18 protein-coding genes and 3 pseudogenes are annotated in these 19,379 nt (G+C 31.1%); 4 read left to right on the top strand and 17 right to left on the bottom strand.

The window, feature by feature from the left end:
• Nucleotides 1–6: 6 nt before the first annotated feature.
• A complete protein-coding gene (gene secD, locus SYO3AOP1_RS09045) occupies nucleotides 7–1,545 on the bottom strand; it encodes a protein translocase subunit SecD (RefSeq protein ID WP_012460419.1) in 1,539 nt (512 codons plus the stop codon).
• Between the two features lie 370 nt (nucleotides 1,546–1,915).
• Between secD and SYO3AOP1_RS09040 the strand changes: the two genes are divergently transcribed.
• Entirely contained in the window at nucleotides 1,916–2,320 is a 405-nt protein-coding gene (locus SYO3AOP1_RS09040) for a hemerythrin family protein (protein ID WP_012460418.1), read from the top strand.
• Between the two features lie 22 nt (nucleotides 2,321–2,342).
• Here SYO3AOP1_RS09040 and SYO3AOP1_RS09035 read toward each other — a convergent pair whose 3' ends face one another.
• From SYO3AOP1_RS09035 to SYO3AOP1_RS09810, 10 genes and pseudogenes are all read right to left on the bottom strand, one after another.
• Nucleotides 2,343–2,921 carry a DUF4416 family protein gene (locus SYO3AOP1_RS09035; RefSeq protein WP_012460417.1) on the bottom strand — a complete coding sequence of 193 codons (579 nt, stop codon included), beginning with the start codon at nucleotides 2,919–2,921 and terminating at the stop codon, nucleotides 2,343–2,345.
• Entirely contained in the window at nucleotides 2,918–3,832 is a 915-nt protein-coding gene (gene moaCB, locus SYO3AOP1_RS09030) for a bifunctional molybdenum cofactor biosynthesis protein MoaC/MoaB (protein ID WP_012460416.1), read from the bottom strand. The genes SYO3AOP1_RS09035 and moaCB overlap by 4 nt, the downstream gene beginning before the upstream one ends.
• A 12-nt stretch (nucleotides 3,833–3,844) precedes the next feature.
• Nucleotides 3,845–4,468 carry a carbonic anhydrase gene (locus tag SYO3AOP1_RS09025; protein ID WP_012460415.1) on the bottom strand — a complete coding sequence of 208 codons (624 nt, stop codon included), beginning with the start codon at nucleotides 4,466–4,468 and terminating at the stop codon, nucleotides 3,845–3,847.
• 10 nt (nucleotides 4,469–4,478) lie between these two features.
• Complete coding sequence (hpt, locus tag SYO3AOP1_RS09020) at nucleotides 4,479–5,006, bottom strand: hypoxanthine phosphoribosyltransferase (protein WP_012460414.1); 528 nt, start codon at nucleotides 5,004–5,006, stop codon at nucleotides 4,479–4,481.
• Entirely contained in the window at nucleotides 5,007–5,423 is a 417-nt protein-coding gene (gene rimI, locus SYO3AOP1_RS09015) for a ribosomal protein S18-alanine N-acetyltransferase (RefSeq protein ID WP_012460413.1), read from the bottom strand.
• Nucleotides 5,413–6,297, bottom strand: a complete 885-nt coding sequence (locus tag SYO3AOP1_RS09010; RefSeq protein WP_156769265.1) for a multiheme c-type cytochrome — start codon at nucleotides 6,295–6,297, stop codon at nucleotides 5,413–5,415. Before SYO3AOP1_RS09010 ends, rimI begins: the two co-directional genes overlap by 11 nt.
• A gap of 20 nt (nucleotides 6,298–6,317) precedes the next feature.
• Complete coding sequence (locus SYO3AOP1_RS09005) at nucleotides 6,318–7,559, bottom strand: bifunctional 3,4-dihydroxy-2-butanone-4-phosphate synthase/GTP cyclohydrolase II (RefSeq protein ID WP_012460411.1); 1,242 nt, start codon at nucleotides 7,557–7,559, stop codon at nucleotides 6,318–6,320.
• Nucleotides 7,556–7,939 carry a hypothetical protein gene (locus SYO3AOP1_RS09000; RefSeq protein ID WP_012460410.1) on the bottom strand — a complete coding sequence of 128 codons (384 nt, stop codon included), beginning with the start codon at nucleotides 7,937–7,939 and terminating at the stop codon, nucleotides 7,556–7,558. Before SYO3AOP1_RS09000 ends, SYO3AOP1_RS09005 begins: the two co-directional genes overlap by 4 nt.
• A 308-nt stretch (nucleotides 7,940–8,247) precedes the next feature.
• A pseudogene (locus SYO3AOP1_RS09815) lies at nucleotides 8,248–8,505 on the bottom strand (IS256 family transposase); the annotation flags it as partial.
• Between the two features lie 33 nt (nucleotides 8,506–8,538).
• Nucleotides 8,539–8,802 carry a hypothetical protein gene (locus SYO3AOP1_RS09810; protein WP_041674626.1) on the bottom strand — a complete coding sequence of 88 codons (264 nt, stop codon included), beginning with the start codon at nucleotides 8,800–8,802 and terminating at the stop codon, nucleotides 8,539–8,541.
• A 57-nt stretch (nucleotides 8,803–8,859) separates the two neighbouring features.
• Here SYO3AOP1_RS09810 and SYO3AOP1_RS08985 point away from each other — a divergent pair.
• Nucleotides 8,860–9,051, top strand: a pseudogene (locus SYO3AOP1_RS08985) (transposase); the annotation flags it as partial.
• A gap of 165 nt (nucleotides 9,052–9,216) precedes the next feature.
• On the opposite strand, the gene SYO3AOP1_RS08980 reads toward SYO3AOP1_RS08985, so the two are convergent.
• The 6 genes and pseudogenes from SYO3AOP1_RS08980 to SYO3AOP1_RS08955 all read right to left on the bottom strand — a co-directional run bounded on the left by SYO3AOP1_RS08980 (nucleotide 9,217) and on the right by SYO3AOP1_RS08955 (nucleotide 15,747).
• Entirely contained in the window at nucleotides 9,217–10,533 is a 1,317-nt protein-coding gene (locus SYO3AOP1_RS08980) for a nucleotide sugar dehydrogenase (protein ID WP_041674624.1), read from the bottom strand.
• Nucleotides 10,527–11,582 (bottom strand): polysaccharide deacetylase family protein, encoded by a 1,056-nt coding sequence (locus tag SYO3AOP1_RS08975; RefSeq protein ID WP_012460408.1) that lies wholly within the window; start codon nucleotides 11,580–11,582, stop codon nucleotides 10,527–10,529. Before SYO3AOP1_RS08975 ends, SYO3AOP1_RS08980 begins: the two co-directional genes overlap by 7 nt.
• On the bottom strand, nucleotides 11,575–12,672 hold the full coding sequence (locus SYO3AOP1_RS08970) for a glycosyltransferase (protein ID WP_012460407.1): 1,098 nt from the start codon (nucleotides 12,670–12,672) through the stop codon (nucleotides 11,575–11,577). The genes SYO3AOP1_RS08975 and SYO3AOP1_RS08970 overlap by 8 nt, the downstream gene beginning before the upstream one ends.
• A complete protein-coding gene (aroC, locus tag SYO3AOP1_RS08965) occupies nucleotides 12,672–13,844 on the bottom strand; it encodes a chorismate synthase (protein WP_012460406.1) in 1,173 nt (390 codons plus the stop codon). Before aroC ends, SYO3AOP1_RS08970 begins: the two co-directional genes overlap by 1 nt.
• A gap of 186 nt (nucleotides 13,845–14,030) precedes the next feature.
• Nucleotides 14,031–15,016, bottom strand: a pseudogene (locus tag SYO3AOP1_RS08960) (IS110 family transposase).
• A gap of 479 nt (nucleotides 15,017–15,495) precedes the next feature.
• Nucleotides 15,496–15,747 (bottom strand): hypothetical protein, encoded by a 252-nt coding sequence (locus tag SYO3AOP1_RS08955; RefSeq protein WP_012460404.1) that lies wholly within the window; start codon nucleotides 15,745–15,747, stop codon nucleotides 15,496–15,498.
• 98 nt (nucleotides 15,748–15,845) lie between these two features.
• On the opposite strand from SYO3AOP1_RS08955, the gene SYO3AOP1_RS08950 reads away from it, so the two are divergent.
• Together SYO3AOP1_RS08950 and SYO3AOP1_RS08945 are read left to right on the top strand one after the other, a co-directional pair.
• The gene (locus SYO3AOP1_RS08950) at nucleotides 15,846–17,861 is read left to right on the top strand and encodes an ATP-binding protein (protein ID WP_012460403.1); all 2,016 of its coding nucleotides are present in this window, start codon (nucleotides 15,846–15,848) and stop codon (nucleotides 17,859–17,861) included.
• Entirely contained in the window at nucleotides 17,861–19,261 is a 1,401-nt protein-coding gene (locus tag SYO3AOP1_RS08945) for a sigma-54 dependent transcriptional regulator (protein WP_012460402.1), read from the top strand. Before SYO3AOP1_RS08950 ends, SYO3AOP1_RS08945 begins: the two co-directional genes overlap by 1 nt.
• The last annotated feature ends 118 nt before the right edge of the window (nucleotides 19,262–19,379 follow it).

The raw sequence follows: 19,379 nt of genomic DNA, 5'->3' as shown, positions 1-19,379 counted from the left end.
TATCTCCTAAACAGCGTATTTAAAGTATTTTTTGCCGCCGAGGACTAAATCAAGCAGCATTTTTGTTAAAAATACAGCAGTAAATAAGTTTATGAATGTACCAATAGATAGTGTTGCTGCAAAGCCTTTAAGTGGTGCATTTCCAAACTCAAGTAAAGCAAGTGCTGCAATTATTACTGTTATGTGTGAGTCAAAAACTGCATTAAAACCTCTTTTAAATCCTTCTTCTATGGCAACTCTTAGTGTTTTACCATTTTTAAGCTCTTCTTTTATTCTTTCAAAGATAACAACGTTTCCATCAACACCCATACCTATGTTTAATATGATACCTGCAATACCCGGAAGTGTTAAAGTAATGTCAAATAAAAGCATTGTCACCCAAAGCAGCATTAAGTTGAAAAGAAGTGCAACTACTGCAATAAATCCTGATACTACATATCTGAATATCATAAAAAGTCCAACGAGAACAAAAGATACAATTCCTGCTGTTAGAGTTTTATCGATAGATTCTTTTCCAAGGGTTGGACCGATTACTGTTTCTTCTATTATTTCTACCGGTGCGGGTAATGCTCCGGCTCTTAAAACTACCGCTAAATCATTAGCCTCTTCTGTTGTAAATCTTCCCGTTATCTGTCCTGATGATGTTATTCTTGACCTAATCACAGGTGCAGACATAACCTTTCCATCAAGAACTATTGCAAGCCTTTTACCAATCATTTTACTTGTAGCTTCACCAAATATTTCTGCTCCTTCTGATGTAAGCTCAAAATTAACCGCCGGATTTCCTGCTTGGTCTGTTGAAACCCTTGCATCTTTAAGCATAGCTCCCGTTATAACAGGAGTTTTTTTAACTAAAAACCATTCTTTTACAGGCTGACCGTTTACTACTTCTTCTTGACCTTCCAAGATTTCAAGGTCATCAGGCAAGCCATTTGGATAATCTTTTAATAACTCTTCTTTACTTAAAGCAGAATTTACAACTTCTTTTAGTTCAAGTTGTGCAGTTTTTCCAATGATAGATTTGGCTCTGTTTAAGTCTATAACACCCGGTATTTCAACCAATACCCTATCTTTGCCTTTTTGAGTGATGTTTGCAGAAAGCGTTCCAAATTGGTCAATTCTGTTTCTTAAAGTCTCTACTGCTTGTTTCATAGTTTGAGTTTTTATTCTGTTTAACTCCCAATCTGTAAATCTAACTAATAGATTGCCGTCTTTATCTTCAACAACTACCTGCGGAAACTCCTTTTTAAGAACCTCTTTTGCTTTGTCTATCTTTGTTGGGTCTAAAAGAACCAACGTTAGAGATTGATTTTCTATTTTGTAATTTAAAAGCTCTATGCCATTTTCTTTAAATTTCTTTTCTATGTCCTTTCCAAGATGTGCGTATTGGTCGTTGATTACTTTATCAATGTCAACTTTTAATGTGATACTTACACCACCTTGGATATCCAAGCCAAGCTTTGGCTGTTTTGTCATCATTAGATAAATAGACCCAACAAGCAAAAGAAAAACAATTATTAACTTTATTTTTACATCAACTTTCAACGCATACCCCTTTAAATTGAAATAAATTTAATTTTTTATTTTATCACATAAGACAATTTGAATAAGTGAGAAGGGAATATGTTCCAAATTTTTTAAGTTTACATTTTTTGTTATCCTGAAGCCGAAGGCTGAAGGATCACTTCCTTTAAAAAGAGAGAAAATTAGATTCTTCGCTTCGCTCAGAATGACAGAATAGAGACATGAAGGCAAAGATTCTTCGCACAGCTACAAAATGACAGGCAAGATGATACCTTTATTAAAAACTTTTTTAGAACACCTTCTATTATTGGAACACCCTCTATTAGAGGATTGATTTTAAATTAAAATTCAGATATAATGGTCTTAAAATCTTTAATTAGGAGATAAAAAAATGCTAATAAAAGAGAATGAAATTCCAAGAGTTGCATTAAATGATATGAACGAAGTTCATGATGTAGAAATTGAAATAGTAAATAAGCTTTATGATGCAATTGTTAAAAATGAAGATGCAGCTGAAATTTTAAAATACTTTGATGAGTTTTTAAATGATGTTATCAATCATTTTACATTTGAGCAAGGATTAATGGAAAAATACAACTTTTTTGCATATCCAATGCACAGAGCAGAACATGACAGAGTTTTGTATGAGTTAAAATCCTTAGAAAAGATACTTAAAGAGAAAGGAGATATAAAAACAGTAAAAGATTATCTTGAAAATGTTTTTAAACCATGGATTATAAATCATGTCCAAACAATGGACACTGTAACTGCAATGTATTTATCAAATTTTGTTTAAGATGTAAGCAATTTCTACAAATTTAAGATGTAATGTACGACGAGGAAGAGCAATAAATTTTATTAACATCTTGCATCTCACTATCTCGCTCTCTAACTTTCTTATTTTTCAAATAAATTCTTCGTACTTCATTAAAAAAATCGGCATTTTCTTTATAATCTAAATAACTCCATAGCAGTGGCTGAAAACTTCCATGATGGTAAAGTAGCTGTATTTCAGCATAAACGCCGTTTGATAAATATATTCTTGAACCCTTGTCTTTATGGCTAAGTGCTACAACTTGATATTCATCAACGTAAACCGGGTCTATGTTAACTGTCCTTCTGCCGTCTACACGTAAACTATCTTCTAACTCCATAGAGTACTTTTTTATTTTTACACTGTCTTCTTTGTCTATTATTTCATCAAAAAGAATAAATTTCTTTATCAAACCTTCTCCCATCTCTTTTTCATAATAATGAGAGTATTCTAAGCCAAATTCTTTTGATTGAAGAATGATACTTCCAAAATTTTTTTGTAATTCATCTATGGCTTTTGTTAAGTAATTTTGCTTATTTTTATTCCACATTAAAGCAAAAACGATTAAAGCTTTATTTTTCAATGTTTCTTTTCACCTTTTGCCATTCTGATTGCATGTTTTAACAATGGTGCAATCATTCTTAAATTATCTTTTACTCCGCCGGTGCTACCCGGTAAATTGATTATTAAGGTATGGTCTCCTGCTATACCACAAACAGCTCTTGACAAAAGAGATTTTGGAGTAAATTTAATTCCGACGATTCTCATAGCTTCAGAAAAGCCTATCATCTCCTTTTCTATCACTTCTTTTGTTGCTTCCGGAGCATTGTCTCTTTTACTAAATCCTGTTCCGCCTGTTGTAAAGATAATATCTACTTTATCTATTAAAGATTTGAGTTTTTCTACTAATTTTTCCTTATCATCAGGAAGGATTGTATAATCCAAAACCTTGCCACCAAATTCATTTTCGATAATATCTATTGCTGTTTTTCCGCTTTTGTCTTGAGCCTTACCTTTATAACATGAATCACTTAAAGTGATTACCGCACAATTTAAGCCAGAAAGGTCTTCTTCATAGTCAGATTTTCCGCCTTTTTTAGATAAAAGTTTAATATCTGAGATAATCATATTTTTATCAAAAGCTTTACACATATCATACACATTTAAAAGTGCAGCAGAAACTGCCGTTAAGGCTTCCATTTCTACGCCGGTTCTGCCTATGCATCTAACAAAAGATTTTGCATATACTCCATCTTCATGAAGCTCAACTTCTACAAATGCTTGGTCTATCATGATTGGATGGCAAAAAGGTAATATCTCAGGTGTTTTTTTTGCCCCCATCATTCCAGCCATCATGGAAGCTGTGAGTACATCTCCCTTTGGAATTTGTTTATTCCTTATAAGCTCTACTGTTTCCTTAGACAAGTATATTTTCCCTTCAGCTATTGCCTCTCTAATAGTTTCAAACTTTATAGAAACATCTACCATTTTCATGATTTCTCTCTCCTAAGTTATTAGTTTAAACGTTCCATCTTCCATATCGTAGTTATAAATGTCTCCAGTATCTATAACATAATACCAGCCATATATGTTTAATTTTCCATCTTCAAATCGTTCTTTTACAAATGGATATGTCAAAAGATTTTTAATCTGATTTACTATGTTTATCTGTTCAACCGCCATCTCTAATTTAAGTTCATTATTTTCTATACAAATTTTCTTCGCATAATCGACCGATGGTTCTATCAATTCAATCCATTTTTTAACATGAGGAATGTTTTCTAAATTTTCTTTATGTAATGCACTATAACATCCGCCACAGTTTGAGTGCCCGCAGACTACTATATTTTCAACATTTAAGACTAAAACTGCGTACTCTATGGCAGAGGTGGTTGCAACGTATTCTTGTGTATCTCTATACGGTGGTACTATATTAGCTATATTTCTAACTGTAAAAAGCTCGCCGGGCATAGTTTTTATTATTAAATCTGGAATTATTCTAGAATCTGAACATCCAATAAATAAGGTATGTGGATTTTGTTTATCCTTAAGTTTTTCAAATATATCTTTGTATTTTTCAAAATCTTGATTTTTAAACTTGTATATACCTTCAAATAATTTTTTCCCCATATAAAATTCCTCAAACTACCGCATAAATTTCTTTTAAGTTTCTTCCTTCTTCCGCCCAATCAAGTCCATATCCAACCACAAATTTATCCGGAATTTCAAACCCGTAAAAATTAGCATTATAATCCACTTCTCTTCTTTCTCTTTTATCTAAAAGCACACATGTTTTTAATTTTTTTGGCTCTCTTAAAGATAATGCTTCAACTAAAGCTTTTAAAGTTCTTCCTGTATCTATAATGTCGTCTACAATCAATACGTTTTTATCTTTAATGTCAACAGACATATCTTTTATAAAGATAACCTCTCCAAAACTTTCCATCTCTGTTTTATAGGAAGATACCTGCATAAAATCAATAAAAATTTTTCCTTCCAAATTTCTTACCAAATCAGCAAAAAACATAAATGAACCTTTTAAAATGCCTATAACATAAAGCTCTTCGCCATTGAATTCTCTACTTACAGCTTTTGCAAGTTCTTTGACTTTTTCTTGAATTTTATCTTCCGGTATTAAAAGTTCTAATTTTCTTCCTCTTATCTCCATTTATAGCTCCTTTTTCATCAAAATTGCATCGTCTAAGCTTGAATAATACTTTTCTCTATAACCATATTCATAAAAACCAAGCTTTTTGTATAGATTGATTGCTCTTGAATTTTTTAAAGAAACTTCTAAGTAGCAAACCTTTACGTTATTCTCTTTTAGCTTATTCAAAAGATACTCTAACAAAATTTTACCATATCCTAAACCTTGAAACTCTTTTTTGACAGCTATTAGAAAAAGCTCTGCTTCATCTAAAATATAAAAGTAGCTTAAAAATCCTATGATTTGACCATTTATTTCTAAAACTGTTGGATTGTTGTTTTCGCTAAAAAAAGAATCATCAAAATCTCTTTCAAAGATATCTTTTAAGAAACTTTTTATTATTTCTTTCTCGTTTGGGTTTAATGGTCTAAAAGTCATAAGATGCTATTTTTTCTGGTTTTTCCTGCCAAGATAATTTTCTGCTTAAAACTACTCTAACTTTGTCAAAATCTGCTACTGAGTTAAATTCTAAAACTTTTTCTTTACCATTTACGAACGGATCATTTGGAAGAACTGTTATGCTGTCAGAATAAACTTCTTTTCCGTCTTTAAAAAAGGTCACATCAGCGTAGTATTTAGGCTTTCCGTTATCTGCTGTTGGTACATTATGGGGAACTTTTTTATTTAAGATTGTGAGTTTTAGTGTCTTATCTGTTTTTTCTGCCTTTACTTCAAAAAATTCTTGTTTTGATTTTGGAACTATAAATCCGTGATGATGAACTTCCTTTGGTAGGTGCATGTATGTAAATGGAAATTTTTGAATCAAGCTTCCTTTTTCGGCAGGCATATGACACTGTTGACAGTTTTTATCTGTGCTGACCATTTTCCATTGTTTGTATGTTTCTTGATGGCATCCTGAGCATACTTCTGCTTTTGTATATATTAAATCTTGTGTTGACGGATGGGGTGGAGAAAATACATCGTAAGGTCCATGCATACTTTTTGTAGAATCTTTAAAGTGACAGGCTACACAGTTAACTCCATCTTCTCTGTGTGCATCTCTAAGCTTTGGTTTTTCATTAATGGTTATCTCATAAGGTGCATGACATGAAAGACATTTTTCTTTTGAGTAATTTTCACTTCCTCTTTTAAATTCTGGACTTATCCAAGACATTGCATGCCTTGATTCTTTAAACTGATTGTATATATTCTCATGACATTCTGCGCATCTTTTTGAAGTTGGTCTTTCAAGTAAATCTTTCTCCTGAAAAAGCTCTAAACCTTTTTCACAGGAGGTTAAAAATAGATACATCAGCAAAAATGCCAGATAGCTTAAATATCGCATTTTAAGTCTTCCAATCCTTCTATCATATGTCCGAGTTTATCTTTTTTAGCTTTTATATACTTTTCATTATGTGGATTTGTTTGTGTAACAATAGGTACCCTTTCAACGATTTCAAGTCCAAAGCCTTCTAAAGCTACTATCTTTCTTGGATTATTTGTCATAAGTCTCATTTTTTTAACTCCAAGGTCTAATAGAATTTGTGCACCTGTTCCAAAATCTCTTAAATCTGCATTAAATCCAAGTTTATGATTTGCTTCAACTGTATCATAACCTTCATCTTGAAGCCTGTATGCTTTTAATTTATTAATAATTCCAATTCCTCTTCCTTCATGTCCTCTCATGTATACTAAAACACCTTTACCTTCTTCAGCTATCTTTTTAAGTGCTAAGTGTAATTGATTTTGACAATCACATCTTAAAGAACCAAATATATCACCTGTCAAACATTCTGAATGAACTCTTACAAGAACAGACTCATCTTCTCTTATTTCTCCCATCACAAGTGCTACATGCTCAGTATTATCAACTAAACTTTTGTAACCATATATCTTAAATACACCATACTTTGTAGGTAAGAATGCCTCTGCTTCTCTTGAAACAAGCTTTTCTTTTTTCAGTCTGTATTTAACTAAGTCTGCAATTGTAATGATTTTAAGATTGTGTTTTTTTGCAAACTCCATCAAATCAGGAAGTCTTGCCATTGTACCATCTTCTTTCATAATTTCACATATAACGCCAGCAGGATATAAACCTGCAAGTCTTGCAAGGTCAACAGAAGCTTCTGTGTGTCCCGTTCTTTCTAATACCCCACCTTTTTTAGCCATTAACGGGAATACGTGTCCCGGTCTTACAAAATCCTGTGGTTTAGCTTCCGGGCTAACTGCTAATTTTACCGTAGTTGCTCTTTCATAAGCAGATATACCTGTTGTTATTCCATATTTTGGATGTGCATCAATAGATACACAAAAAGCAGTTCCCTTTGGGTCTGTGTTGTTGGTTGTCATTAGTTGGATATCAAGCTCTTTGAGTCTTTCTGGCAGCATAGATAAGCAGATTAATCCTCTACCTTCTTTTGCCATAAAATTTATGATTTCTGGCGTTACTTTTTCTGCTGCACAAACAAGGTCTCCTTCATTTTCCCTGTCTGGGTCATCTACAACAATAACCATTTTTCCGTTTAAAATATCTTCTATGGCTTCATCTATCGTGTTAAATTTAAAATCCGTCATTGATTTCCTCCAACAATCTTTTCTTTAATCATTTTAATAAAATTTTCTACTTTTTCAATAAAGGATTCTTCTTTTTTAGGTGGCTGAACTCCAACTAATTTTTTAATTTCCTCTTCTGCTTTTTTCTCTGCTTCTTTGTCTTTATCCTTTGGTTTTTCTTCATTTACATTAGAAGTTTCAGATTGGTTTTTGTCTTCTTCTTTTAATGATTTAAGCTTGTCTATAGAAGTTTTGTATGTAATTGAAGGATTTTCTTCATTTGATTTATTATTACTTTCTTCAAAAACAACCGAATGATATTTTTCTTGCCATTTTCTAACGTTTTGAGAGACATAATAGCCTATCGCTATCAAAATTAATATGATTAACCATTTTTTCATTTATTGGTTCCTTTTAAACTGTTTTGTTAAATTTACTCTATATGATATAAAAAATTCTATACAAGTCGGGTGAAAAATTCAATAACAGTAGGATATTATCCGCTCGGCTTTAGAATAACAATACTTTACTTCTAACTTCTCACCTTTTCACTTTCTTTGTCATCGTATATTAAATATACCAAAAATTTTTAAACTATAAGAGAATAAGATTTTATAATAATTATAGGCATGGGAGAAAAAAGGAAGGGCAGATCAAGTTCTTGTCATTGGTCTTTTAAGACCGATCAGGATATTTTAGACGAGACTTGTCAATAATTTTGTGTCTGGATCGAAAACTTTTTATTAAACAATTGTAGAATTTCATAAGAAGCTCCTTTAAAAGCAGGTATAGGCTTTTTCCATTTTCTATTCTTTAAATTATCTCTTTGTATAAGCAGATTTATCTCAAGAATATCCACAAATTGAAAATATCCTAAATTTATTCTTACCTTCTCTATTATACTATTAACACTTTCCACTGTATTTGTTGTGTATATGTGCTTTCTTAGACTTTCTGGATATTTTAAAAAACATATTTCTAACATTCTTTTGTAAATGAACTAAACATAGCCGATGGTTTGCATTATGTTAAGCTTGAAAGAACCAGTATTTAGGTTTCTTTCGTAGTATCCATTTGCTTTGTTATCTTCATCATTTTCAAGGAAGAAATTTCTTTCTTGGTTCATGACCAGTTCTACAACAGATTCTAAAAGCTTTCTTATACCTATCTTTTCTTGAGTTGTTATACCGTTTGGGAAAAGTTCTTTTACTAATTCTTCAGTTGATCTGTCTAATATTTTTTCAAAGTATTCTTTCTTATCCATTACTACTCCTCCTTATAATTTTATTTAGACACAACATTATTTTAAATTTTAACTCCCATAAAGAAGATGGGAAATCCATATGCAAGAAAGATATTATACATGGCAGCATTATCAGCAATAAGGTTTAACAAATACTGTAGAGAATTATACGAAAGATTAGTAAGTAAAGGTAAGGCTAAAAAGTTAGCATTAGTAGCTGTAGCACATAAGTTATTAAGGCAGGCATATGGTGTATTAAAGAATAAATGACCATTTGATGAAAATTTTTGCACTTGACATTTAACATAGAACATCCTGAGGACGTAAGTCCGAAGGATCTCCTTTTTGATTTTTTGACTTGAAAAGAAAAATACGAGATTCTTCACACGGCTTCAGAATAACACTATTGGTTTTTGGAACAGTCTCCTAATTTCTTCACAATCTCCAATACAAAAATCCGTTTTTGATGGCTTTTTCTTTATCGTATATGCCTTTTATGTCTATAAGTACAGGATTAGAATTCATCAAGTTTTTGTAAAAGCTAAGGTCTTTTTCTTGCATAAAAACATTGTGTCTGACTGCAACTATTACAGCGTCGTAGGGTTTTTGAGAGTTAATATCTTCAAGTAAATCTATTCCATACTCATGCTTTACTTCCTCTGGGTAGGCGTATGGGTCATAAACATAAACGTTGATTCCAAAGTCTTTTAGTTCATTGACTACATCTATAACTTTTGTATTTCTTATATCAGAGATGTTTTCTTTAAACGTAAGACCAAGAATAAGGACTTTACTTCCTTTTATCTGTTTTCCTGCTTTGATTAGTTTTTTTACTGTGTTTTCTGCAACGTATTTTCCCATGTAGTCATTAATTCTTCTTCCTGCAAGTATAACTTCCGGATGGTAGCCAATTGCTTGTGCTTTGAAGGTTAGATAGTATGGGTCTACTCCAATACAATGACCACCTACAAGTCCTGGCTCAAATTTTAAAAAGTTCCACTTTGTCCCTGCTGCTTCTAAAACTTCTTTTGTATCAATCCCTATTTTGTTAAAGATTATAGAAAGCTCGTTCATTAATGCAATGTTTAAATCTCTTTGAGTGTTTTCTATAACTTTTGCAGCTTCTGCTGTTTTTATATTAGGTGCTCTGTGAATTCCTGCTGTTATGACACTTCCATAAAGTTGTGCTAAAAATTCGGTAATTTTTGGTGTATCCCCCGCAACTACTTTTATGATTTTATCTATCGTGTGATTTTTATCCCCCGGATTAACCCTTTCTGGCGAGTATCCAACGTTAAAATCTTCTTTCCATTTCAAACCACTTTCCTGCTGTAAAATAGGAACGCATTCTTCTTCTGTTAAGCCTGGATAAACAGTAGATTCATATACTACTATAGAGCCTTTTTTCAAATACTTTCCTACTGTTTTAGTTGCTGATATGATTGGTCTTAAATCTGGTATATTGTGCTTGTCAACAGGCGTTGGAACTGTGATGATAATAACTCTTGCTTCTTTTAGCTTTTCAGGATTGTCAGTAAATTCTATCTGACAGTTTAAAAGTTTTTCTTTTTCAACTTCTTTTGTCCTGTCAAAACCTTGTTTTAACTCTTTTATTCTTGCTGGATTAATATCAAAGCCGATAACATTAAACTTTGTATCAAATAAAACAGCCAAAGGAAGTCCTACGTATCCTAATCCAACAATTGCTATTTTTTCTTTACCGTTTTTTAAAAAATCCTCTACTCTCATGATTTAGCTCCTTTTATCTTAGCTTTTCCAAGTACTGCTATGAAACTTGAAATGTCTTTTGGAATGCCAAAACGTGGAATTTTATGTAAATTTGTTTTTGACTTTATCACATCCTTTTCTGTTGTAAATGCAGTTTCAAAAAATAATCCGACTAACTCTACAAGTAAATCGTCATAATGTCCAAATGGATAGGCAAAATGTCTAATTTTTTGATTTATCATGCTTTCAAGCATAGATTTAGACTCTTGTAATTCTTTTATCACTCTTTCTTTTCTCTCTTGCATTGGCTCTTTATCTACAATTTTATCAAACTTTTTTAACAATTCTTTTTTTAATCTAATTTTCCAATCTTTTTGTTTAAAATAACTTTCATCTAAACTTTTTACATAATCTTTTACTTCTTTTTTTATATAAGACCTTTCAACTGCAAGGTTGTTTTGAGATTTTAGGATAGGGAAGCCAATTTTTGGTTCTTCTCCATAGGCATAATAAAAACTCCAATGTCCATTTTTACCATCATAAAAATCAATTATTTCTTCATCATAAAAAACCCTTGAATGAAGGTATGCATGACCGCCAACATCAAACACATCTTTCATCTTGTTTAGTTCTGCCACTGTTAAAAAATCCCAATCTTTTGTGTCTTTGACGCCGTGTTTTAAATACTCTAAATTAGCTTGTGCCATCGTTTTTGGCTGGTGTAATTCTTTAAATGACACTTTTCCTTGCCAATAATCAAAAAGGGTTGGTCGTACAAAATCTTTCTGGAGAATTCTTGATGCTATAGGAAATATTGTTGCTTTAAGATTGTATTTTTTTAAAATTGGATAAGCGTATACAAAGTTATCTACATAGCCGTCATCAAAGGTTATTGCAACAGTGGGCTTGTTTGGTCTCTTATCTTCTTTTATATATTGCTCAACTTCATCAAGACTTACAACGTTATAAAAGCTTTTTAAAATTTTCATCTCCAAATCAAAGGTTTTATAAAAAACATCAAATCCAAATCTTGGCAGGATTTTATGATAGTAAATCACAAATACTTCAGCCATTTAAAAGTTCCTTAAAAAGATCTATATATCCTTTGACGGTGTTTTGGATAGAATACTTAGATGCTGTTTTGATTGCATTTTCTGAGATGGTTTTATATTCTTCCTCTGATAGATTTAATGCTTTTATCATCTTTTCTTTTAAAGTCTCAAAATCTCCAACCGGTACAGAAAAGCCGTTGTATCCATCTATCAGATACTCTCCAATTCCGCCTGCAAGGGTCGAAATAACAACTTTTCCAACAGCCATAGCTTGGAGTAATGCTCCTGCTATTCCTTCTAAGTTTGAAGATAAAACAAAATAATCTGCCATGTTTAAAAGCTCTGGAACATCTTTCCTATATCCAAGCCCGATAACTTTATCTTCCACTGAAAACCTTTTTGTATACTCTAAAGCGTACTTATCGGTATCAAGCCCAACAAGAATCAGCTTTACATCATCTCTTTTTATTTTAGAAAAAGCTTCTATCAGTTTATCTTGTGCTTTTACTTGAACTTGCCAATTTGCAACGTTTATAAAAACTTTATAATTTTCTGATATGTTCAACTCTCTTCTCTTTAAAGCTCTTACTTCTGGATTAGGCTTAAATCTTTCAAGGTCTACACCGCTTTTTATCACTAAAAGCCTTTCCGGAAAGAAGTTTTTCTCTTTAAGTAAATCTGCTACTTGCTGGGACACTACAACTATTTTGTCTGCTTTTGAGTATTTTAACCATTTTGATAAAAACGACGGAACCCTTCCAGACCTTCTTACCGCAACGATTTTTGGCTTGTTTTTAAAAAACAAAGAAGAAATGCTTACATAATCCATTGCTTTTGGAGAGTTTGCAACTACTATATCAAAATTATTTTGATTGACTATCTCTATCAGTCTTTTGTAATTAGACCATCTATAACGTGCATTTGGTTTGTTTTCTTCAAAAAAATGAATTGGAACATTGTAAGGTTTTAGTTTTTCAATCATTTCATAATATTCAAAATTTAAAGCAATATGAACATCTATTTCTTGCTTTTTCAACTCTCTGGTTGTTAGATAGACCTGCTCCTTTGTACCGCCCCAGCCTGTACCATCAACAACTTGCAAAACTTTCATCAGTAGTTTAAAACATCCTGTCTGTATTTTTCTATTCTTTCTTTTATCTGTATCCAGTTGTCGCTTCCAAACTTTTCAAGAATTTCTCTTGCAAGAACAAAAGCAAGCATGCTTTCTGCCACTACTGCAGCCGCCGGAACAGCTGTAATATCTGACCTTTCTTTTGCTGCATCAAAAGGTTCTTTTGTTATTACATTTACAGATTGTAAAGACTTATGCCTCATCAATGTTGGAATTGGCTTCATTGCAGCTCTTACGATTATTGGTTCTCCGTTAGTCATTCCGCCTTCCAGTCCACCTGCTCTATTTGTTTTTCTATAAAATCCTCTCTCTTTGCTGTAAAAAATCTCATCATGCGCCTGTGAACCGGGCAGGTATGCTAAATTAAAACCTTCTCCAATTTCAACACCTTTTATTGCCTGAATACTCATTATAGCCTGTGCTATTTTACCATCAAGTCTTGTATCCCATTGACTATAACTTCCAAGTCCAACAGGAACGTTTAGTGCATAAACTTCAAAAATACCGCCAAGACTTTCCCCATCCTCTTTTGCTTTATCTATGTATTCTTTAAACTCTTCATCTTTGCCTAAGATTGGAAGTCTAAGCTCAGAATTTTCAGCATTATTAAATCTATCTTCGTAAGATATACTTTCAATTTCTGATTTATCTATCTTTTTCTCCCCGATGGACAAAACATAGCTTCCTATTTTTATTCCGATATCCTCAAGAAGAATTTTACATAAAGCACCAACTGCCACTCTTGTTGTTGTCTCCCTTGCCGATGCTCTCTCTAATATATTTCTTAAATCATAAAAACCATATTTTATGCCACCTGTAAGGTCTGCATGACCCGGTCTTGGCTCTAATATCTGTCTTTTGTTTGTTGAGTCTCCTTCTATAGCCATAATATCAGTCCAATTTTCCCAGTCTTTGTTTCTAACCACCAAAGTTATCGGAGATCCAAGAGTAATACCAAATCTAACACCAGAAAGAATTTCAACAGTATCCTTCTCTATCTTCATTCTTCCGCCGCGACCGTATCCTTTCTGCCTTCTTGCAAGTTCTTTATTTATTCTATCTGTTGTGATTTTTACGTTTGATGGATACCCTTCAATAATAGCCGTTAAGGCAGGACCATGAGACTCTCCAGCATTCAAAAATCTGAGCATAAACTATCTCCAAATGTTAATTTTTAAAAGAATATTATAACTTAAATCGCTTTGTGCAACGCGCGATGTATAAAATACTTATTTATCCTTCTTTATTATACCTTGGGTGAGAAATTAGTGTTTTTTATGGAATTTAAAAGAGGAGATCCTTCGGACTAAGGTCCTCAGGATGTTCTATGTTAAATGTCAAGTACAAAAATTTTCATCAAATGGTCTTCTGCTTTTTAATACACCATATGCTTGCCTTAATAACTTATGTGCTACAGCCACTAATGCTAACTTTTTAGCCTTACCTTTACTTACTAATCTTTCGTATAATTCTCTGCAGTATTTGTTAAACCTTATTGCTGATAATGCTGCCATGTATAATATTTTCCTTGCATATGGATTTCCCATCTTCTTTATCCAGCCACTTTTCTTTACACATGCTGCACTTTCATATGGGCTTGGACTGATTCCTATAAAACTCGATATATCTTTTACACTCTTAAATCTTTCAAAATTTCCATATACTGATATTATCATTCCTATAGTCCTATCACTTATACCAGGTATGCTTTTTAAAAGTTTGTATTCCTCTTGATAATTCTTCTTAGACAATTCTTTTATCTCTTTCTCAAGTTCTTTTATGTTTTTTTCTATTTTTCTAATTAGCTCATCGTAATATTCTAAATTCTCTTTCAATTTTTTCATTGGTACATGACTTAATGATTCTCTTTTGTTTCTTAGCATTGTAAGCTGCTGTTGTAAGTCTTCCAATATCTTTAGTTTTACTTCTATTTCTTTTTCTACATCTGATTTTGGTTTATAAAGCTCTCCATCGAAAAACGTTCTTCCATACTCTGCTATAAAGAATGAATCAGCTTTATCTGTTTTAACTCTTGTCATTTTAGCTTCCATAAATTTCTTTATTGAAAATGGATTTACTACTGCTACTTTATAACCATTTTCATACAGATAATTAGCAAGCTTTAAATGGTAAACTCCTGTATGCTCCATTATGATAAGCATATCTGACTTTTTAAACTTCTTAAGGTAAGGCTTTATTTTCATTTCAAACTCAACCGGGTCAGATTTAACTTCAAAATTTTCTTTTTGTTATCATACAAAACTGTAGCAGTAAATGAGTTTTTAGATACATCAACTCCTATGACTATTTTGTAGCCATTCATAAGAATACCTCTTTTCATAAAATACTTGACATGAAAGAAACTTCCTGATAACCTATCATCGTAGTTAAATACAGGCTTAAAAGCCTAATGTTCTGATTCAGGTTGTAGGAAGTAGAGGAAGGACAGTCTAAAACATTCTACAGCGGTCTTAAAAGACCAATGACAGTCACTTGATCTGTCCTTCCTTTTTTCTCTCATGTCTATAATTATTATAAAACTTATTCTCTTATAGTTTAAAAAATTTTTAGTATATTTAATATACGATGACAGCATTAGGTGGCTTTGTCATCCTGAGAACTTTAGTCTAAAAGATCTCCTCTTTTAAAAAATGAGAAAATAAGAAGTGAGAAGTAATAGGTAAGAAAGGGAGGAGATTCTTCGCAGGATACAAAATTAAAATAAAAAATTTAATTAATTTTTAGACTTAGTTAAAATTTGAAAGCACTTTCTATTACTTTCCATTTTTCACTTTCTCACTTCTATTTAATTGATTGAACTTCTCTAATCTTTCTTGCAAGTTCTCTGATTGCATCTATTTCACTGTATCCTTTTTCTACAAGCTCTCTAACGAATTGCGCTTTTGCCAAAGTGTTTAATTTTTCTACTATATCACCGGATACCTTACATTCTTGAGGAGAAGGTTCACCATTTTTTAGAGTCTCATTTATACACATTTCAATTTCTTCTGGTGTAAACTTTTTCGCAATTTCTTTTATCTCATTCAAATTCATTTTTTATTTCCTCATCAATAAATTTTGTATAATATTACATTAATAAAATACAGGTAATTTTCTATGAAAAAAAAGCATAATTACAAAGGTTTAATGAATTGGAAGCGGTTGTTGCTATAACCATAGTTTACTATTTAATCTCTTTTCTTACAAATACAATTAAGCGAAAAGATATTTTTATTATATTAGCTATTTTAATATATATTATAGATTATTTACTCAAATATAAAGGAATAAATTTTGATATTTTATCTTTATTCTTTTTATCTTTAATACTTCATGCAAAATTTAAAAAAGAGAATATTAAAATACTATCCATTGTCACAGCTTACTATATTAGTTTAACACTGATTATTAATTTTTTCCAGGATTTCAAATTTATAAAAGCTTTTTATTTTTTAGGATTGGTAATTTTAAATCAAAAATCTGAAATCATTGAAAAAATTTGGTTGAGTGCTATCTCTGTATCTTTTATTTTAAGTTTAATAAATTCAAATTTTGTTAGCTATGGTATTGCATTAATTTTATTATTTTTTGTATATTTAAAAATTTTGGAATATAAAGAAAATTTGGAAGAAAATCAAGAGGAATTTAAGAAGAAAATTGCAAGAACAATAGAGATAGAAGTAAAAAGAGAATATGAAAAACTTGAGCTTAAATTACAATTAGCCTATAAAAAACTAAAAGAATTATTTAAACTTAATACTTTCATAATAAAAGAGATTTCTTTAAATGAAATGGCTCAAAAAATTATAGAAGGTTTAATAGATTTAGGATATGCTGGTGCATACATTTATATTTCAAATGAAAATTTATTTAAGAAAGAAGGCTTTATTCCAAATTTAAGGATCATCACAGAAGAAATGAAAGATAAAACTATAGTATCGACCTTTGAAGACGAAAAATTAATTTATATACCTCTAAAAGATGAAAAAGATCTTTTAGGTTATCTGGTAGTTTATTCTAAAACTTCATTAACGCCAGAAGAGATTGAATATTTGATTACATATGCTAATTCTATCTCAAATATTATTGCAAAAACAAATTACTTTTTGGAAATAGTTAAATTAAGGGATTTAATTTATAGAACTATAGAAGCTGTGAATATAGGTATTGTAGTTTTAGATAGAGATTTTAATATAGAAATTTTAAATAATTTTGCAAGAAAGTTTACAAGCTATGAAACTACGATTAACCAAAATTTATTTGAAGTTTTCCCATTTTTTGACTCAATAAAAGTATACTTAGAAGATGTCCTTTATACAAAAAAAGAATTTGAAATAAAAATTAAAGATCAAGCATTAAGCAGAATTTTCGAGGTAAAAGCTTTTCCAATCTCTTCTGAAGAAGTATTAAATGGTTTGGTTATAGTCTTTGAAGATGTTACAGAAAAAGAAGAAATGGAGAATCAAATTATCCAGTCAGAAAAACTTGCAGTTATTGGTAGATTGGCTGCTGGTATTTCACATGAGATAAAAAATCCATTAGCAATTATAAATCAAAATGCCTTTATGGTAAAAAGAAGAATTCAAAAATTATGTTCGAATGTTGACAATATTGATAATATTTTAGAATCGATTGAAAGGATTGAAAGAAATGTAATTAGAGCAACGGATATAATAGAAAGATTATTAAATTTTTCTAAACCATACTATACAAAGGCTGAAAAAGTAAATCTTAGAGAAGTTGTTGAGGAAGCAATAAAATTAGCGATACTCCAAGCGCAGAAAAGTAATATTTCGTTTTCAAAGAAATTAGTGGATGCTTATGTAAAAGGTGATAAGAATGCATTAATACAGCTATTTATTAATTTAATTTTAAATGCAATAGAGGCTATAGAAAATAAAGGTAAAATAACGATAAAGATTACGCCTCTTAAAAGAACTGAGAATGTAAGAGTTGTGATTAAAGATACTGGCAAAGGAATATCGGAAGATATTTTAGATAAGATTTTTGAACCATTTTTTACGACCAAAGAAAAGGGGACAGGACTTGGTCTTGCTGTGAGCTATAGAATTCTTCAGGATCATGGTGGTAAAATATTAGTCAATAGCAAAGAAGGCGAGGGGACTGAATTTATTCTAACATTCCCATTATTTAACGAGGAAAATTAATGGAAAAAGGATACATTCTTATAGTAGATGATGAAGAGGATTTGTTAGTATCTTTTAAAGAAATCTTAGAGGAAGAAGGATATAGAGTAGATATAGAATCTGATCCTTTAAATGCTGTAGAGGTTGTTAAAACAAATGATTATGACCTTATTATTTCTGATTTAAAAATGCCAAACCTTGCTGGCAATGAATTCCTAAAAGAGATTAGAAAGTATAATAATTTTATAAGCTTTATTATACTTACAGCTTACGGAACAGTTGATACAGCAGTGGAATGTATGAAAAATGGAGCATACGATTATATAGCTAAACCTGTGGATTTTAATGACGAGAAGATTTGGAAGCTAATAGAAAATGCTGTTAAAAAGACTAAAGCAATTAAGGAAAGTGAATACTATAAATCTCAATTAAACGTTATCAAGTCAAGAGATAAGTTTAAAAATATAATAACGATTAATCCATTAATGCAAGAAGTTATTGATTATTCAATAAAAATTGCAAATTTCGATTTTACTATTCTTATTTATGGAGAAAGTGGTGTTGGAAAAGAGCTTTTTGCAAAAGCAATACACGAAGCAAGTCAGAGAAGAAACAATGTCTTTTTACCGGTTAACTGTGCTACCATCTCAAAAGATGTTATGGAGTCAGAATTCTTCGGAGCTAAAAAAGGGGTATATACCGGTGCAGAAAACGATAGACCAGGTATCTTAGAACTTGCAGACGGTGGAACAATTTTCTTAGACGAAATATCTGAGCTTCCATTAGATCTTCAAGCAAAATTTTTAAGATTTTTACAAGATAAGGAAGTTAGAAGGATAGGTGATGTAAGTGCTAAGAAAGTTGATGTAAGAGTCATTGCAGCAACAAACAAAGATTTAAAAGAATTGGTAAATCAGGGCAAGTTCAGAGAAGATTTATACTATAGATTAGAGGGTATAAAAATAGAAATTCCTCCACTTAGAGAAAGGAAAGAGGATATTCCTGTTCTTGCTTATTACTTTTTAGAAGAGTTTAATAAAAAATACAATGCTGACGTTAAAGGTTTTTCAAAAGATGCATTAGAAGCACTTATAAATTATTCTTGGCCTGGGAATGTAAGGCAACTTCAAAACGTTGTAAATGAAGCATGTATAATTGCTTTTGCAAAGGGACAATTTATAGAATTAAATCATTTACCAAAAGAAATAACCGGAATTGAAGATAAACATGCAATGATTTTTGATTATAACCTAGCAAAGAAAATGAATGATACAAACTTTACAACTAAGTATTTAAGAAATCTATTATCCTTTACTAAAGGTAACATATCACAAGCAGCAAAACTTGCAAACATAGAAAGACAATCTCTTCAAAAATTGTTGAAAAAGTATAATGTAGACCCACAGGAGTTTAGGAAGTGAAGTCTGTATAAAAATAGTAGTTTTGTATATTAGGTTAGAGTTGGATGATAGATTAGAAATTTTTATAAAATTTAGATAAAGTGATTCCTTGAGGAAGACAAAGACCATACAATGATAT

Source organism: Sulfurihydrogenibium sp. YO3AOP1, from assembly GCF_000020325.1.
GTDB lineage: Bacteria > Aquificota > Aquificia > Aquificales > Hydrogenothermaceae > Sulfurihydrogenibium.
Note: the sequence above shows the minus strand (reverse complement) of the source record. Positions and strands in the feature narration are given on the sequence as shown.

What these genes read in the sequence shown, in the direction of transcription:
- SYO3AOP1_RS09040 (WP_012460418.1), top strand. Translation starts at nt 1,916, where the DNA reads ATGCTAATAAAAGAGAATGAAATTCCAAGAGTTGCATTAAATGATATG.
- moaCB (WP_012460416.1), bottom strand. Translation starts at nt 3,832, where the DNA reads ATGAAAATGGTAGATGTTTCTATAAAGTTTGAAACTATTAGAGAGGCA.
- SYO3AOP1_RS09025 (WP_012460415.1), bottom strand. Translation starts at nt 4,468, where the DNA reads ATGGGGAAAAAATTATTTGAAGGTATATACAAGTTTAAAAATCAAGAT.
- hpt (WP_012460414.1), bottom strand. Translation starts at nt 5,006, where the DNA reads ATGGAGATAAGAGGAAGAAAATTAGAACTTTTAATACCGGAAGATAAA.
- rimI (WP_012460413.1), bottom strand. Translation starts at nt 5,423, where the DNA reads ATGACTTTTAGACCATTAAACCCAAACGAGAAAGAAATAATAAAAAGT.
- SYO3AOP1_RS09010 (WP_156769265.1), bottom strand. Translation starts at nt 6,297, where the DNA reads ATGTATCTATTTTTAACCTCCTGTGAAAAAGGTTTAGAGCTTTTTCAG.
- SYO3AOP1_RS09005 (WP_012460411.1), bottom strand. Translation starts at nt 7,559, where the DNA reads ATGACGGATTTTAAATTTAACACGATAGATGAAGCCATAGAAGATATT.
- SYO3AOP1_RS09000 (WP_012460410.1), bottom strand. Translation starts at nt 7,939, where the DNA reads ATGAAAAAATGGTTAATCATATTAATTTTGATAGCGATAGGCTATTAT.
- SYO3AOP1_RS09810 (WP_041674626.1), bottom strand. Translation starts at nt 8,802, where the DNA reads ATGGATAAGAAAGAATACTTTGAAAAAATATTAGACAGATCAACTGAA.
- SYO3AOP1_RS08975 (WP_012460408.1), bottom strand. Translation starts at nt 11,582, where the DNA reads ATGGCTGAAGTATTTGTGATTTACTATCATAAAATCCTGCCAAGATTT.
- SYO3AOP1_RS08970 (WP_012460407.1), bottom strand. Translation starts at nt 12,672, where the DNA reads ATGAAAGTTTTGCAAGTTGTTGATGGTACAGGCTGGGGCGGTACAAAG.
- aroC (WP_012460406.1), bottom strand. Translation starts at nt 13,844, where the DNA reads ATGCTCAGATTTTTGAATGCTGGAGAGTCTCATGGTCCTGCCTTAACG.
- SYO3AOP1_RS08955 (WP_012460404.1), bottom strand. Translation starts at nt 15,747, where the DNA reads ATGAATTTGAATGAGATAAAAGAAATTGCGAAAAAGTTTACACCAGAA.
- SYO3AOP1_RS08945 (WP_012460402.1), top strand. Translation starts at nt 17,861, where the DNA reads ATGGAAAAAGGATACATTCTTATAGTAGATGATGAAGAGGATTTGTTA.